Source organism: Alteromonas sp. ABH2_165 (genome assembly GCF_056159945.1).
This window is the reverse complement of record NZ_JBSWWF010000001.1, coordinates 833861-849078: the sequence shown is the minus strand read 5'-3', so window position 1 is coordinate 849078 and position 15218 is coordinate 833861. Positions and strand designations below refer to the sequence as shown.

Below are 15218 nucleotides of genomic sequence, written 5' to 3'. Positions count from 1 at the left end.
GGACATACTATCAGGCTTATATGCTGATGTGCCTGATTTATACTACGCTGGTATCTCTGGTAGCCCCTCCAAACCATTGGCTCAGTGAAAATAAAAAGGGGACCTACCCGCGTAGGTCCCCTCTTTCTATTTGTCAGGTAAAACCAGACTTAACTTTCGGCTTTCCGTTTTACTTTACAGAACAGGAATCCAGCTTCCAGATACGATCAACGTAATCTTTAATGGAACGGTCTGAAGTGAACTTACCCATCTTCGCGGTATTGATAATGGCCATTTTCGCCCAGCGCTCTTTATCGCGATACGCTTCGTCTACCAAAATCTGCGCATCAGAATAAGCACGGAAATCAGCCAGTACCATGTACGGGTCGCCGTTATCTAACAAGCTTTGTTTAATAGACACCAGTGCGCCTGGTTTGCCTGGCGTGAAGTAATCTGTCTCTAACCAGTCCAGAACGGCTTTGATTTCAGGGTCGCGATAGTAGTAGTCCAGCGGCTTGTAGCCTTTTGCCTGCAACGCGTGCACTTCATCAACATCCATACCAAAGATAAAGATATTCTCGTCACCTACTTCCTCGGCAATCTCGATGTTTGCACCATCCAATGTACCAATGGTAAGCGCACCGTTCAGGGCCAGCTTCATGTTACCGGTGCCTGACGCTTCTTTACCGGCCGTACTGATCTGCTCAGACAGATCTGACGCAGGAATCATTTTTTCAGCCAGTGATACCCGATAGTTGGGCAGGAACACAACTTTGATTTTGCCCTTCACGCGAGGATCATTATTCACCTTATCAGCCACTTTGTTGATGGCATAAATAATGTCTTTCGCCAGTTTGTAACCCGGCGCAGCCTTAGCACCAAAGATAAACACCCGTGGATGCATATCGTAATCTGGGTTTTCAAGAAGTCGACGGTACAGCGCCATGATGTGCAGCAGGTTAAGATGCTGACGCTTATACTCGTGCAGACGCTTAATTTGTACGTCGAAAATAGCATTCACATCTACGTCGATATCAAGCGACTGCTTAATTTCTTGTGCTAACAATTTTTTGTTTTCCAGTTTCACTTTCATGAACTGTTTCTGGAAGGTTTTATTGTCAGCAAACTTAGCCAGCCCTTCGAGTTTCTTGAGATCGGTAGGCCAATCGCTGCCAATCTTCTTATCAATTAACGCAGACAATGGTGGGTTACACGCTTTCAGCCAACGTCGTGGCGTAATGCCGTTGGTCACGTTAGTCAGCTTGCCCGGCCACATTTCGTCAAATTCAGGGAACAGATCTTTCTTCACCAGACGAGAGTGAATTTCTGCTACGCCGTTAACTGCAAAAGAGCCAATCACAGACAAGTTGCCCATACGTACCATTTTCTCGTTACCTTCTTCGATAATCGAAAGTTTGGCTTTTTTGGCATTGTCGCCTGGCCACATTGCATCCACTTCAGCCATGAAACGATGGTTAATTTCGTAGATGATTTCCAGGTGGCGCGGAAGAATCTTTTCAATCATTCGCGCAGGCCATTTTTCAAGCGCTTCTGGCAGCAAAGTATGGTTGGTGTAAGCGAACACTTTAGTACAGATATTCCATGCGGTATCCCAGTCAAGCTCAGCACGGTCTACCAGAATACGCATCAGTTCCGGAATGGCGATAGCCGGGTGCGTATCATTGAGCTGAATAACTACCTGATCGACAAAACGACTCCAATCGTCACCGTGAGCACGCTTATAACGGCGAATGATGTCTTTCAGTGAACAGGAACTAAAGAAGTATTGCTGAATAAGACGCAGCTCTTTACCCGCTTCCGTTTCGTCGTTGGGGTAAAGCACTTTAGAGATGGTGTCGGCCTGCACGTTTTCACGCTGAGCATCCACATAACCACCGGCATTAAACACGTCCCAATTGAAGTACTGGGATGATTGGCTCTTCCATAAACGCAGAACGTTTACGGTTTTACCGCCGTAACCCACTACCGGAATATCCCAAGGTACACCTTTAACAATAGAACCTGGGTGCCATTCTTTCTGAATGCGGCCGTTCTCACCATATTTGGTTTCTACATAACCGTATAAAGAGACTTGCTGAATAGATTCTGGGCGGCAGATCTCCCAAGGGTTGCCAAAGTCACGCCAGCTGTCCGGGCGCTCAATTTGCGCACCGTTTTGAATTTCCTGGCGGAATAAACCATGTTCATAGTGAATGCCATAACCAATTGCGGGCAATTCCATCGTGGCCAGAGAATCGATAAAACACGCTGCCAGGCGACCCAAGCCACCGTTACCCAGGGCCATATCGGGCTCTTCTTCCATTACATCCGCCAGTTCAATGCCCAACTCTTTCAAGGCTTCATTGGCTACGTCGTAAAGTCCAAAATTCTGCAGATTGTTGGAGAGCAAACGGCCCATCAAAAACTCAGCAGAAAAATAATGCACGGCGCGGGTATCATTTAAATAGTGGGTTTTCTGCGTTTTACGAAGTCCTTCAAGTACCTGTTCTTGCATGGCAGCACAAGTTGCTTTCCACCAGGCATGATTATTGGCTTTGTTTTCGTCGGTGCCTAAAGTGCAGTGTAAATGACGAATGACAGCAGATTTAAATTCGTTCTTATCGTCTGCGGTAACCGCAACAGGTGCAGAAGATTTTGCACTGGTTGATTTTGCGTTCATATCAGTTCTCACTTAACAATGTGGTCAACCATATTGACCAAAGATGGTTAAAACTAACCCAATGTGTAATTTAATTACATCGGTAAAAATCAAGATGACAGCAATATAGCAGTGTTAAAAACAACTTTTTGTAAAAGTTTTGTTAATTTTCAAAAAAAATGGGCTGCATTTTTAAATGTAGCCCATTTATTAACATTAAATTTACAATATTTTGATATTAATGCAACATGTGCGTTTTTACTTAATGATCTTCGCTACTAATTCTTCAGCTTCTTTAATAAGTGACTGTAAGTGAGTTTCACCATTAAAGCTCTCAGCATAAATTTTGTAAATCTGCTCAGTACCTGAAGGGCGTGCTGCAAACCAGCCGTTTTCAGTAGAGACTTTCACGCCACCAATAGCAGCATTGTTACCTGGCGCGTGGGTTTGCACCGCTGTAATGGGCTCTCCGGCCAGCGAATCACTGGTTACTACAGAGGCATCCATCGCAGACAGTTTTTGTTTCTCTTCAAGTGTAGCTGCTACATCGACACGCTGGTAAACCGGTGCGCTAAATTTTTCTGTTAGAGCAGCATAATGTTCGCCAGGATCTTTCCCCGTTACCGCGAGAATCTCAGCGGCTAGCAGACACATAATAAAACCGTCTTTATCTGTCGCCCAGGTTGTGCCATTACGTTGGAGGAAAATTCCCCCCGCACTTTCTTCACCAGCAAAAGCGATTTCGCCGTTAGATAAGCCACCCACGAACCACTTAAAACCGACAGGCATTTCTGCCAGCTCGCGTCCAAGACTGTCGGCGACACGGTCGATCATGGAACTCGATACCAGGGTTTTACCCACTTTGAGTGAGCTTGGCCAGTTCGGTCGATGTTGGTACAGGTAATTAATGGCAACAGCCAAATAATGATTCGGGTTCATCAAGCCAGAGCTTGGGCAAACAATACCATGGCGGTCAAAATCAGGATCGTTCCCCCACGCCAAGTCGAACTTATCCTTCAACTCAATCAAACCCGCCATGGCATAAGCCGATGAGCAATCCATACGAAGTTTGCCGTCTTTATCGCGACGCATAAAACCAAACTGCGGGTCAACTTTGTCGTTTACTACCGTAATGTCTAGACCATATTTTTCGGCAATACGCTCCCAGTAACCAACACCGGCGCCGCCAAGAGGATCCGTGCCCAATTTCAAGCCCGCTTTGGCAATGGCTTCCATATCAACCACACTCGCCAGGTCATCGATATACGCTTCCATAAAGTCCGCTTCCTGAACTTTACCTTCTGCTCTCGCTGCCTGGATATTGATACGTTTAACGTCTTTATTGCCATCGGCGATAAGCGCGTTAGCGCGCTTTTGAATAACTGACGTGACGTCGCCATCTGCCGGACCACCGTGGGGAGGATTGTATTTGAAACCACCATCGCTTGGCGGATTATGAGATGGCGTAATCACGATACCGTCTGCCAGGTTTTCACTTCGCTGACGGTTATAACGGATAATGGTGCGTGAAATGACTGGCGTTGGCGTGTAGCCGCGGCTCGCGTTGTCGGCTAATTGAATTACCACTTCAACACCATTGGCGGTAAGTACTTCAATCGCCGTTATCATTGCGGGTTCAGATAACGCGTGGGTATCTTTACCAATATAAAGTGGACCATCTATGCCCTGTGCTTCACGGTATTCAGCAAGCGCCTGACAGATCGCGGCGATATGGACATCGGTAAACGTGGTATTTGCTGCAGTTCCGCGGTGTCCTGAAGTACCAAAACTTACCGCTTCAGCAGGCTTACTCACATCGGGCTGAAAGGTAAAATACTGCGTTATTAACTCAGCAACATTGATAAGTTGCTCCGGCGCTGCGGGTTCTCCTGCATGGGGGTGTAATGCCATTTTTCGTCCTTTTCCTTTATAAGCATCTTGCTGACCAAGACTAAACTAAGCGAATTTTGCGATAACCGATCCCGTCGCCTCATCACCATAACCCAGGGTTTTCATGACTTGTTCTAACATCGCGACTTTTTTAGCCGTGTTATTATTCGTCACTACCCAGTACGGTGAATCTGGAATAAGTTTCGGATTAGTACTACTTCCGGTGCTCAGAAGTGCTTCTTTACTCGTTGCGAAGTAAATACGATTCTTACCCTTGATTTGTTCAACCTGAGCAAACGCATCTGAATGCAAATCATGGAGTTCAGAAAGGATAAACAAAAACAGATCAACGCGTTTGGTATATTGGGCAAGTACTGAGGCATCCAGTCTGGCTTCTATTTCACCACTACCATGTTGCACCTTTTCTACCACAGTGGGCGTTTTTTTCGTTGCTGGTTGGCGCGCTTTAACAGGCGTGCTTTTGGCCACGCTTTTTTCTGCGGGCTTTGGCTCTGCCTTTGGTGTAGTTTGTGGTGCTGGCGATTCCGGTAACAGCAGACGGCGAAGGATATCAGAAGCATTCTCGCCGATATGCTTGGTTTGAGCTGCAATAAACGTATACAACTCGTCATCAATTTCTATGGTTTTCATTAGATACTTCCTTTATTAGCCGCATCATTATAGACAACCCGGAAATTGAAAACAGCACAAAATCAAACACAGATTGCGATTTACAGATAATCTGCCCTATGATGTATGCCAGCTGTCTATACTTAGGTATCAACAGCATAACCGCATTTCTCTGTGAAATTGCTAGCATCTGTGAAATCTGAACAATGTTTGCGGGACAACTTATGCGCAAAGAGTTTAAAACGGTCATAGATACCTTGTCAGAGCATATCATTGGTAAGCCTCACCAGCTTAAGCTGGCGGTAACCTGTTTGCTAGCCAAAGGGCATCTTCTTATTGAAGATTTACCTGGTATGGGAAAAACCACTCTTTCACACGCGCTTGCCCATGTTTTTACACTGTCATATTCACGCATCCAATTTACCTCTGATTTGTTACCTGCTGATATGCTGGGCGTGAATATATTTGACCAGCAGAGCCACGAATTCCGTTTTCACCCCGGTCCAGTATTTAATGAACTGGTGTTAGCAGATGAAGTAAATCGCGCATCACCCAAAACGCAAAGCGCATTACTTGAAGCAATGGAAGAGCACCAGGTGAGCGTGGATGGCACAACCTATTCTTTACCCTCACCATTTTTCGTTGTGGCAACTCAGAACCCCAGTCATCAAAGCGGAACGTATCCATTGCCAGAGTCACAACTCGATCGATTCCTCATGCGCATATCGTTAGGCTACCCGTCGTGGGAAGCAGAAAAAGCCATGCTGCAGCAGTCACAAGGCAGAGACAAAGACCCCTTGTCTTCTTGTATCAGTGTTGAAGATTTACTTAAACACCAACAAGCCGTTGCTGACCTTCGATGTAGTGATGCCGTGTTGACCTATGTGCTGAACCTGGTGAACCAAAGTCGTGAAGAAAGTGGTTACCCACAACCGCTCTCTCCTCGTGCCAGTCGCGCTTTACTCGGGGCTGCGAAAGCCTGGGCCTATATTCACGATCGCGATTATGTGATTCCAGAAGATGTTCAGGCGGTTTTTGCTGCTGTTGCAGAACATAGACTTCGGGGACATCAGCAGGAGCAATTTGAAGAAAGCACACTTAGCCAGAGACTGCTCAACAGTGTTGACCCACTTGCAGCCTGATCGCCTTTTTACTGTTGTAATTACATGAAAGCTGCCTTTGAGTCTTTGTCATTAAAATGGCTGGCTTCCCGAATGCCACCGGAGCCTTCACATCGCCTGAGCCATGGAAATATATTTATTTTTCCCGGCGTATTCGGCGTGTTTTATTTAGTGATGACGTTGTGCCTTTTTCTGCTGGCCATCAATTATCAAAATAACCTGTTGCTCTTTTTAAGTCAGTTTCTGATCAGTCTTGTACTTATTGCTCTTTTCAGCGCCTACAAAAATGTGGCCGGCATGCTGCTTACCGCCTACGAGGTAAAACCGGTATTTGCTGGAGAAAACAGTTATCTTGAAATCAGAATAGAAGAAAACGATAAGCCCCTGCACGGACAAATAGAGATTAAGTGGTATGGCGACAAAAATCGTCACATGCTCGATTTAGAAATGGAAAAGAAACTTCACCACCTACCATTTCCCACTGCGTCGAGAGGTTTTCATCGACTGCCCCGCGTTACGGTTACCTGTTCATGGCCCCTGGGCCTCATAAAATGTTGGACCCATTTAGACTTCGGCCACAAACTCCTTGTTTACCCCTCGCAAAAAGCTGAACAAATATTGTTGGCGGAATGGCATTCAGAGAATGGCAAAGGCCGCAAAAACCAGTCAGGTACCGACGATTTTTATGCGCTTTACCCTTGGCAGGCCGGTGAATCGTTAAGTCGGGTCGCTTGGAAACGTGTGGCCAAAGGCGATGACTGGTTAAATAAAGTGTTTACTGAGCAGCAGGCAACCAGCGGTTATCTGGATATTGATTCGGTATCTAATCTCGATACAGAAACCGCCCTTTCGGTGTTGTGCTGGCAAATTGTTCAGTTATCTGCGGCGGGCAGTGAGTACGGCCTTAAACTGGGCAACATTATTATTCCACCATCGGTGGGGCCGGCGCATCGCAGCACATGCCTAAAAGCGCTGGCATTGTACCAGCGAGGTGATGCCTTATGATGGCGCCATCACTTCCTGTAGCAGGTAACCGCGACAGCTTACTTATTTCGTTGTTTTTTTTAGTGCTTTCCCTCTCGCTTTTCGGTCAAATTCACTTGTGGGTTCTGCTCTTGTGTATTTGCGCAGCCGTGGTGAGAATATGCCTTTATAGTGGCCTTTATAACCATATGCCAGGCCGGCGAATGGTAAACTTACTGGCACTTTTAGCCGGTGTCGCCCTGGTAACAACCAGTAATAACGTAGATTTTCTCCGTGTTATGGTTAACTTGCTGTTGATGGCAAGCTCACTGAAACTCATGCTCCTTTCCAAGCGCAGGGATTTTTTCCAGTTATTTATCTGCGGAATATTCTTACTCGCGTGTGGCTTTATTTTCTACCAATCGCTAGGCCGAACACTCTTTTATGCCGCGATGCTTATCGTACTGCTTTTTATTCTGTTCTCTGCGCACAATCCCTCCGCAGGCTTTGCTTTTCGAAGAAATAAAAGTACGATTTTAATGCTGCAGGCCCTGCCCATTGCTCTTATGCTTTTCGTTTTTATGCCCAGAATTCCGCCACTGTGGAAAATGCCTGAGGGTAAATCTACGGAAACTGGATTAACCGATAAAATTACCCCGGGCGACATCGCTAATTTAGCGCAATCAGAAGATTTAGCTTTCAGTGCAACATTTACCACCGCCCTGCCAGCACAACAATCACGTTATTGGCGGGCAATGACATTGGAGTACTTTGATGGCAAATCGTGGTCGGCCAGTGAAACCCGCCTCTATGCGCAAGTACAACTCCAGCAAATGCGCAGGGAGTTTTATCCGGCTGTAAGCGGGGAGGCATTGCGGTACGAGGTTGTTACAGAGCCTACACAAAAAACCTGGTTGTATGCTCTAGATACCGCGGTACCGGATTCTGCCGCGAGCAGTCAGGAACTTTGGCAAGGTTGGAATTATCAACTATCCGCACTTCAACCCGTTTATAGCCGCTTCGCTTACCAGGTTGCATCCTACCCTCAAACGCAAAGGGTTTCTTCAAACCGGGCCTTGGATAAAGCCATTAATACCCAGGTTCCAGAACGTGGCAACCCGCAAACACGCGAATGGGTCAATTCACTTCGACAGCAGCACCCCCAGGACAACGATTTTGCCGTAGCGTTGATGGATTACTTTGCAGATGAAGGTTTCGAGTACACACTCACCCCTCCTGCAATGCTGGTTGATCCTGTTGACCGTTTTTTATTTGAGGCTAGAGTTGGCTTTTGCGCCCACTATGCCAGTGCAATGTCCTATGCATTTCGCCTTGCTGGCATTCCAGCGCGTGTAGTATCAGGCTATCAAGGTGGTACACCAATAAACGATAATACCATCAACGTCTATCAGTACGACGCACACGCATGGGTAGAAGCATTGATTGATGGGTATTGGCGTACCTTTGACCCTACTACTGTTGTCGCGCCTTCCCGAATCCTCGAAGGTTTTGAGCATGCCGCTCGCTTTTCAAATGAGATGCAGGGTGAACACCCTTTAAATGGTATTAATCAGTGGCAAGTGTTTGAATATTTGAGAACTTTGAATGCGAGAATGGATTACTTGTGGAATCGCTGGGTACTAGGCTTCGATAATAATGACCAAACCGACGTATTCAAACGCTTGTTAGGTGATATATCCACGTTAAAAATGAGTATTCTATCTTTTGGTCTTTTTGCTTTAACTGCACTGCTGCTCACACTTTACTTTGTGCCTTCCTGGCGCAGGAAGGCGATCTCCAAACATCAAAAGCGCTACCTCACAACCATCGGAAGTATTGAGAAACAATTTAACATACGGCGCGACAATCGAAGCCCCCGGCAGTTTTACGAACATTACAAAGCTATTTTTCCTCCACGTCTGTCGCAGGCGCTTCTTGCTCTGACTCAGGAATATGAGGCAATAGAGTATGGGGGTCATTCTCAGGGAGTTGAAAAAATAAATCAAAGATGTCGTCTTGTGTATCAAGCACTTCGTGATACTTACCCCCGCTAAAGGTGTTAAACCTCAAACCAAAATAACTATGCTCAACTTTCTCGACATGTTCAGCGGGAAAGAAAGGTTGATATTCGATAGATGCATGAGGGCAGCGGCTCTCTAACTCTTGTGCAATGCCATCGATCTGCCATTTCAGCATCCATACTTCAGCAATTTTGTATGGGCCAGTGAAAAACAATAGGCAGTGCTTCGTTACCAATACTCTAGAAAGGCTGTATGCTGGAATACTAATCGGCTTAGATAGCCTCAGCCAAGACATAATATCAGGATAGATAGTGATGGTGTCTTTATTTCCTTGACGTCTTTTTATCACACAATTTCGCCACCAGGTTTGTTTAAACCAAAGGTGGTAACACAACAATCCTAGCGGAAAAATTGTAGCCGCAACCTGCAACAATATTTGCATTGTTTATCTCCTTGTTTGGGCTCACTTTATCAGCCTTATTCCACCTCGCAAGTACAGGTCTGGTACAGGTTTGCTATTTAAAAAGTAAAAAAAACCCGCCGGATGGCGGGTTATTCAAAGCTTTAGAGAAGAATTACTTAGCAGCTTTACGCGCTTTCGCTTCTTCCATTACTTTTTCAGCTACGTTCTGTGGACATGCTGAGTAGTGGCTGAACTCCATAGAGAACTGACCACGACCAGATGTAATAGTACGCAAGTGACCGATGTAACCGAACATTTCAGACAGAGGTACATCTGCTTTAATGCGTACGCCGGTAGCACCAGCTTCCTGGTCTTTGATCATACCACGACGACGGTTAAGGTCACCGATTACGTCACCTACGTTGTCTTCAGGGCTGAACACGTCAACTTTCATCACTGGCTCAAGCAGTTGAGGACCCGCTTTAGGCATAGACTGACGGAATGCACCTTTCGCTGCAATTTCAAACGCGATAGCTGATGAGTCAACGGCGTGGAAACCACCGTCGTACAGTTCAACTTCAACGTCCAGTACCGGATAACCAGCCAGTGGACCTTCTTCCATCATACCTTTAAAGCCCTTCTCGATAGCCGGGAAGAATTCTTTAGGTACGTTACCACCAACAACGGTAGATTTGAAAGTGAAGCCAGAGTTAGTTTCACCAGGACGGATGCGGTAATCAATCTTACCGAACTGACCAGAACCACCAGACTGTTTCTTGTGCGTGTAGCTGTCTTCTACCGGAGTAGTGATAGTTTCACGGTAAGCAACCTGTGGCTGACCAACTTCCAGCTCAACGCCGTAAGTACGCTTCAGGATGTCTACTTTAATGTCTAAGTGAAGCTCACCCATACCTTTCAGGATGGTTTCGCCAGAATCTTCATCAGTTTCAACCTGGAACGAAGGATCTTCTGCAACCAGTTTACCGATAGCGATAGACATCTTCTCGTTAGCGCCTTTATCTTTAGGCTTAACAGCGATAGAGATTACCGGCTCAGGGAAGATCATTGGCTCTAGGGTACAAGGGTTCTTAGGATCACACAGGGTGTGACCAGTCTGAACGTTCTTCATACCTACAACAGCCAGAATGTCACCTGCCTGCGCAGAAGTCAGTTCTGTACGCTCATCGGCGTGCATTTCTACCATACGACCAATACGCTCAGTCTTACCAGTAGCAGAGTTCAGGATGGTGTCACCCTTGTTCAGCTTACCAGAGTAGATACGGATAAAGGTCAGCGCACCGAAGCGGTCGTCCATGATTTTGAACGCCAGAGCACGGAACGGCTCGTCAACAGATACTGTTGCAACTTCACCAGTAGGTTCACCTGTTTCTTCGTCAGTCAGATCCTGTGGATCAACTTCTGTAGGAGAAGGCAGGAAGTCTACTACTGCGTCCAGAACCAGCTGGATACCTTTGTTTTTAAATGCAGAACCACAGTAAGTCGGGAAGAATGACATATCGCGAGTACCTTTACGGATACAGCGCTTGATGTCTTCCAGAGAAGGCTCTTCGCCGTCCATGTAAGCCATCATCAGGTCGTCGTCCTGCTCAACAGCAGTTTCAACCAGTTGCTCACGGTATTCGTTCGCTTTTTCAACCATGTCAGCAGGGATATCTACTACTTCGTAGTTTTCTGGCAGGCCAGAGTCGTCCCAGATGTACGCTTTCATGTCCAGCAGGTTAACAACACCTGTGAATTCGTCTTCGATGCCGATTGGCAGGGTCATTACCAGTGGGTTAGCAGCAAGTACTTTCTTAACCTGGCCAACAACACGGTAGAAATCTGCACCCATACGGTCCAGTTTGTTAACGAAGATTACACGGGCAACTTCTGATTCGTTAGCATAACGCCAGTTAGTTTCAGACTGTGGCTCAACACCGCCTGAACCACAGAAAACACCGATACCACCATCGAGTACTTTCAGAGAACGATAAACTTCAACAGTGAAGTCAACGTGTCCCGGAGTATCGATGATGTTCATGCGGTGATCTTTCCAGAAACAAGTAGTCGCAGCAGACTGGATAGTAATACCGCGCTCAGCTTCCTGTTCCATGAAGTCAGTAGTTGACTCACCGTCGTGTACCTCACCGGTTTTATGAATTTTACCGGTAAGCTTCAAAATACGTTCTGTAGTAGTAGTTTTACCCGCATCTACGTGGGCAAAAATACCAATGTTTCTGTAATGAGATAAGTCTGACATTAGTTCACTTTCGTTGGTTCAGAGTAAAAAAACGGCGGGATTATAAAGGATTTCAATACCAGATTTATAGTCCTTTGCGAAAAAAGTCTAAAACTTATTCAGCGATTCCACGCCAAGCCTTTAATTTTATATTTAAAATCATAAAGATACCACCACAAATGCGATTTACGCTTTTATGGCAGTAACAGTAACTTCATCGCGATCGTGGTATAGGTGCCTGACCTTTATTCTATAGTCAGACGCTTTCTTACCCAGTCGCGTATGTATTTCCCCCAGTGCGGCCGTCACTGTGTCATAACGTTTTTTCATCGGGAGCTTCAGATTAAATATGGCATGGTCTGCCCAGCCTTTATCTAACCACTCACTCATCAGCACCGCCACCCTGTCGGGGCGCTCTATCATATCACACACGAGCAAATCTACACGGCCATATTTTGGCTTATAAGTAAATCCGTCTGCCGCATAATGATCCACCAGCCCGGTAGCCATTAAATGGTCATCAATGGCGCCATTATCAATGGCCTCCACAGACATTTCACGAATCACCAGTTGATAGGTCCAACCGCCAGGACACGCTCCCAAATCCACAGCCCGGGCCCCCTCACGGAAAACCGTGGTGCGGTCGTTCTCCTCCAGCATGGTAAGAATAGCTTCTTCGAGTTTCAGTGTAGAACGGCTGGGCGCCTTGGGCGGAAACTTTAACCGGCAGATACCATTAATAAACTGGCTGCGGTAATCGGGATAGGAATGGCCTACATAACAGCTATCGTAATCGGTAAAGAATACATGCAGTGCACGGCCGTCATTACGTTCTTTGAAGGTTAGCGCATTCTGCTTACGCAAGCCCTGTCTCAAAGGCACAGTAAATTTCTTGCAGAATTTCGCCAGCACCTTGCCGTCTTCGGTATCGGCATGCTCAACAAACAGCAACGTATTTTTCCATTCATCGGTATCAGCCTGGCTAATGGCGTCAAGCACAGGCCCTGCCCGGTTGGTTTTATCTAAACCTTCCAAATGTGCGGTAACCACCACAATTTGCCGTGAAAAAATGGTTTCGCTTACCGCAAGGCGACCACCTAGGCGGTCGGCATCACCGGGCTGATAAAAATGGAACAGAATATAGCCCTGCTCTGACTTAAATTCTGGGTAACCATAGACTTCAAACTGGGTACTTAACGCCGTTAACTCGTTAGCGGTGTCTGCCTCGTAACCAGGGCGACAATAAACCAGTAAACTATTCATGCCACTGCCCCTTTACTATGCCAGCGATAAGACAACCCCAACCAATCATAAAACACAGGCCACCCAAAGGCGTAACAGGGCCTACAAAGCGCCATTCCAATAACGTAAGCAAATAAATACTGCCACTAAAAAATACAATTCCTACAGAAAAGAACACACCGCAGAGTAATAAAAGTCGTTCGCTGATGATATTGCGAAATGCCACTAATCCCAGCAGCGCGAGGGCATGATAAAACTGATAATCCACCGCGGTGTGATACGCAGAAAGTTGCGTAGCAGACAACACCGACTTGAGTGCGTGTGCGCCGAATGCGCCAAAGATCACACTGCAAAGCGCAGCCAGTGCACCGATTAAAGCAAATGATTTAGTCATGAAGATGCCTGTTTATAAACGTCACTGTGGCCGATACGGCAGCGGCCATGTTGTCATCAAAAGTAATACCGCTCGCTTTTCGTGGCTTAAAACTATGATCACCGTCCTGCAGGAAGACGGTTTCGATTGAGGAAGACAGCGGATACTGAGCAACTTCACCTTGTGTTCCGAAGGTATCCCGTTCCCCCTGAATAATGCATAGCGGCTTAGATAATGCCTCAAGATGTGCAGTACGTAATTTCTCTGGCTTTCCTGGTGGATGAAACGGGTAACCATAAGCAATAGCACCGCTAACGTCTGCCTGCTCTAGAATGCGTGTTGATACCCTGCCCCCCATTGACTTACCACCAATAAATAGCGGGCTAGAAACTGATGCTCGCAACGCATCAATTTGGGCTAGAAAATGTGCTTCTAGCTTTTCAACTTTCTCCGGCGGACGACGCTTGCCGGTTTGAGTCATGATTTGCATGTAAGGAAAATCAAAACGAATAACGGTGAGTTTATGCTTAGCCAGCCGCATCGCCATGTCGGCCATGAAATCGGAATGCATACCGGCGCCGGCGCCGTGAGCCAGAATCAAGGTGGCGGCTTCATTTTCTGCTGGGGTAATCTGGGTGCTAAAGGTCATTCTGTTCCTCTTCTACCTGAGCCAAAATCCAGGCTCTAAAGGCGGCAATTTTACCTAATTCTGCCTGCGCTTCATCACATACCAAATAAAAAGCATCCCGACTGGCGACTTTTTCTTCGAAAGGCATAATAAGACGACCTGCATCCAATTCAGGCCGGGCAAGTATCGTATTACCTAGCGCGATGCCCTGCCCGAGTGCCGCAGCCTGCAAAACCAACATTGAGTGGCTGAATACCGGCCCTTGGTTCACATTCACACCCGCTACACCCACACTCTTTAACCAATTCTTCCACGCCTCGCGACTTAAATCATGTAGCAGTACGTGATGACGCAAGTCACTCAGACTTTCTAGTGGTTTCGGGCCATTAAACAATAGTGGCGAGCAAAGCGGTGTAAGGAATTCAGTATGCAGCTTATCCGCTTTAACCCCGCTCCAGCGGCCTTTTCCGTAATAAATCGCCACGTCGACATCGTCTTCGAGAAAACCCTCGTCGAAATCCACCGCTTTAATGCGAACATCAATATCCGGATGTTCAATACTAAAGCGGCTTATCCGCGGCACTAACCACTGACTGGCGAAACTTGGCGGCATGGCCACCGTAATCGCCCCTTTGCTGCCTTTCGCTAATAAGCGCTCTGTCGCCTCCTGCAAGTTTTTGAAGATATCTTTCAGTTCAAGAAAATAGGCTTGCCCTTCTTCGGTAAGCAACAATGTTCGGTTACGCCGCAGAAACAATTTCATCGATAAAAATTCTTCTAAGGCTTTTATCTGATGGCTTACCGCAGCCTGAGTGACAAACAACTCTTCCGCAGCTTTGGTGAAGCTAAGATGACGTGCAGCGGCCTCAAAGGCTTTGAGAGCATTAAGTGGAGGAAGGCGTCGTTGCAAGGGAAGGTACCGGGTTATGAAACTTGCGTGAAATATACATTAGTTTTTCTAATCAATAAACCCTATTTAAACTCGTTTTAAAGGCACCTTAAAACTGTTTATTATTCGCCCGCATTCAAAACAGAGCCCATTTTTTCAATAAGTTATGGCGCAGAATTGT

11 protein-coding genes are annotated in these 15218 nt (G+C 46.5%); 3 read left to right on the top strand and 8 right to left on the bottom strand.

What is annotated here, in order from left to right; genetic code table 11:
* Positions 1 to 169: 169 nt before the first annotated feature.
* The 3 genes from ACXAFQ_RS03760 to seqA form a co-directional block, all read right to left on the bottom strand.
* Positions 170 to 2659, bottom strand: coding sequence for a glycogen/starch/alpha-glucan phosphorylase (locus tag ACXAFQ_RS03760; RefSeq protein WP_474818213.1), 2490 nt, complete (start codon positions 2657 to 2659; stop codon positions 170 to 172).
* Between the two features lie 237 nt (positions 2660 to 2896).
* On the bottom strand, positions 2897 to 4549 hold the full coding sequence (gene pgm / locus ACXAFQ_RS03755; protein ID WP_474818212.1) for a phosphoglucomutase (alpha-D-glucose-1,6-bisphosphate-dependent): 1653 nt from the start codon (positions 4547 to 4549) through the stop codon (positions 2897 to 2899).
* Positions 4550 to 4594: 45 nt separating this feature from the next.
* On the bottom strand, positions 4595 to 5179 hold the full coding sequence (gene seqA / locus ACXAFQ_RS03750; RefSeq protein WP_474818211.1) for a replication initiation negative regulator SeqA: 585 nt from the start codon (positions 5177 to 5179) through the stop codon (positions 4595 to 4597).
* A 203-nt stretch (positions 5180 to 5382) separates the two neighbouring features.
* Here seqA and ACXAFQ_RS03745 point away from each other — a divergent pair, with 203 nt between their 5' ends.
* The 3 genes from ACXAFQ_RS03745 to ACXAFQ_RS03735 are packed head-to-tail and all read left to right on the top strand — an operon-like array spanning position 5383 to position 9296.
* Complete coding sequence (locus ACXAFQ_RS03745) at positions 5383 to 6300, top strand: AAA family ATPase (protein ID WP_474818210.1); 918 nt, start codon at positions 5383 to 5385, stop codon at positions 6298 to 6300.
* Between the two features lie 24 nt (positions 6301 to 6324).
* The gene (locus ACXAFQ_RS03740; RefSeq protein ID WP_474818209.1) at positions 6325 to 7284 is read left to right on the top strand and encodes a DUF58 domain-containing protein; all 960 of its coding nucleotides are present in this window, start codon (positions 6325 to 6327) and stop codon (positions 7282 to 7284) included.
* Positions 7281 to 9296, top strand: coding sequence for a transglutaminase TgpA family protein (locus ACXAFQ_RS03735; RefSeq protein ID WP_474818208.1), 2016 nt, complete (start codon positions 7281 to 7283; stop codon positions 9294 to 9296). The genes ACXAFQ_RS03740 and ACXAFQ_RS03735 overlap by 4 nt, the downstream gene beginning before the upstream one ends.
* 542 nt (positions 9297 to 9838) lie before the next feature.
* Here ACXAFQ_RS03735 and fusA read toward each other — a convergent pair.
* The 5 genes from fusA to ACXAFQ_RS03710 all read right to left on the bottom strand — a co-directional run bounded on the left by fusA (position 9839) and on the right by ACXAFQ_RS03710 (position 15058).
* Entirely contained in the window at positions 9839 to 11926 is a 2088-nt protein-coding gene (gene fusA, locus ACXAFQ_RS03730; RefSeq protein ID WP_474818207.1) for an elongation factor G, read from the bottom strand.
* Between the two features lie 165 nt (positions 11927 to 12091).
* Positions 12092 to 13168: a 23S rRNA (cytidine(2498)-2'-O)-methyltransferase RlmM gene (rlmM, locus tag ACXAFQ_RS03725; protein WP_474818206.1), complete on the bottom strand. Its 1077-nt coding sequence runs from the start codon at positions 13166 to 13168 to the stop codon at positions 12092 to 12094.
* Positions 13161 to 13541, bottom strand: a complete 381-nt coding sequence (locus ACXAFQ_RS03720) for a DUF423 domain-containing protein (protein WP_474818205.1) — start codon at positions 13539 to 13541, stop codon at positions 13161 to 13163. Before ACXAFQ_RS03720 ends, rlmM begins: the two co-directional genes overlap by 8 nt.
* Positions 13534 to 14169, bottom strand: coding sequence for an alpha/beta family hydrolase (locus tag ACXAFQ_RS03715; protein WP_474818204.1), 636 nt, complete (start codon positions 14167 to 14169; stop codon positions 13534 to 13536). The genes ACXAFQ_RS03720 and ACXAFQ_RS03715 overlap by 8 nt, the downstream gene beginning before the upstream one ends.
* Positions 14159 to 15058, bottom strand: a complete 900-nt coding sequence (locus ACXAFQ_RS03710) for a transcriptional regulator GcvA (protein WP_070123543.1) — start codon at positions 15056 to 15058, stop codon at positions 14159 to 14161. The genes ACXAFQ_RS03715 and ACXAFQ_RS03710 overlap by 11 nt, the downstream gene beginning before the upstream one ends.
* Positions 15059 to 15218 lie beyond the last annotated feature (160 nt).

Bases quoted from the DNA above. Each gene is read 5' to 3' on its own strand.
- ACXAFQ_RS03760 (WP_474818213.1), bottom strand. From the start codon at position 2,659: ATGAACGCAAAATCAACCAGTGCAAAATCTTCTGCACCTGTTGCGGTT.
- pgm (WP_474818212.1), bottom strand. From the start codon at position 4,549: ATGGCATTACACCCCCATGCAGGAGAACCCGCAGCGCCGGAGCAACTT.
- seqA (WP_474818211.1), bottom strand. From the start codon at position 5,179: ATGAAAACCATAGAAATTGATGACGAGTTGTATACGTTTATTGCAGCT.
- ACXAFQ_RS03745 (WP_474818210.1), top strand. From the start codon at position 5,383: ATGCGCAAAGAGTTTAAAACGGTCATAGATACCTTGTCAGAGCATATC.
- ACXAFQ_RS03740 (WP_474818209.1), top strand. From the start codon at position 6,325: ATGAAAGCTGCCTTTGAGTCTTTGTCATTAAAATGGCTGGCTTCCCGA.
- ACXAFQ_RS03735 (WP_474818208.1), top strand. From the start codon at position 7,281: ATGATGGCGCCATCACTTCCTGTAGCAGGTAACCGCGACAGCTTACTT.
- fusA (WP_474818207.1), bottom strand. From the start codon at position 11,926: ATGTCAGACTTATCTCATTACAGAAACATTGGTATTTTTGCCCACGTA.
- rlmM (WP_474818206.1), bottom strand. From the start codon at position 13,168: ATGAATAGTTTACTGGTTTATTGTCGCCCTGGTTACGAGGCAGACACC.
- ACXAFQ_RS03720 (WP_474818205.1), bottom strand. From the start codon at position 13,541: ATGACTAAATCATTTGCTTTAATCGGTGCACTGGCTGCGCTTTGCAGT.
- ACXAFQ_RS03715 (WP_474818204.1), bottom strand. From the start codon at position 14,169: ATGACCTTTAGCACCCAGATTACCCCAGCAGAAAATGAAGCCGCCACC.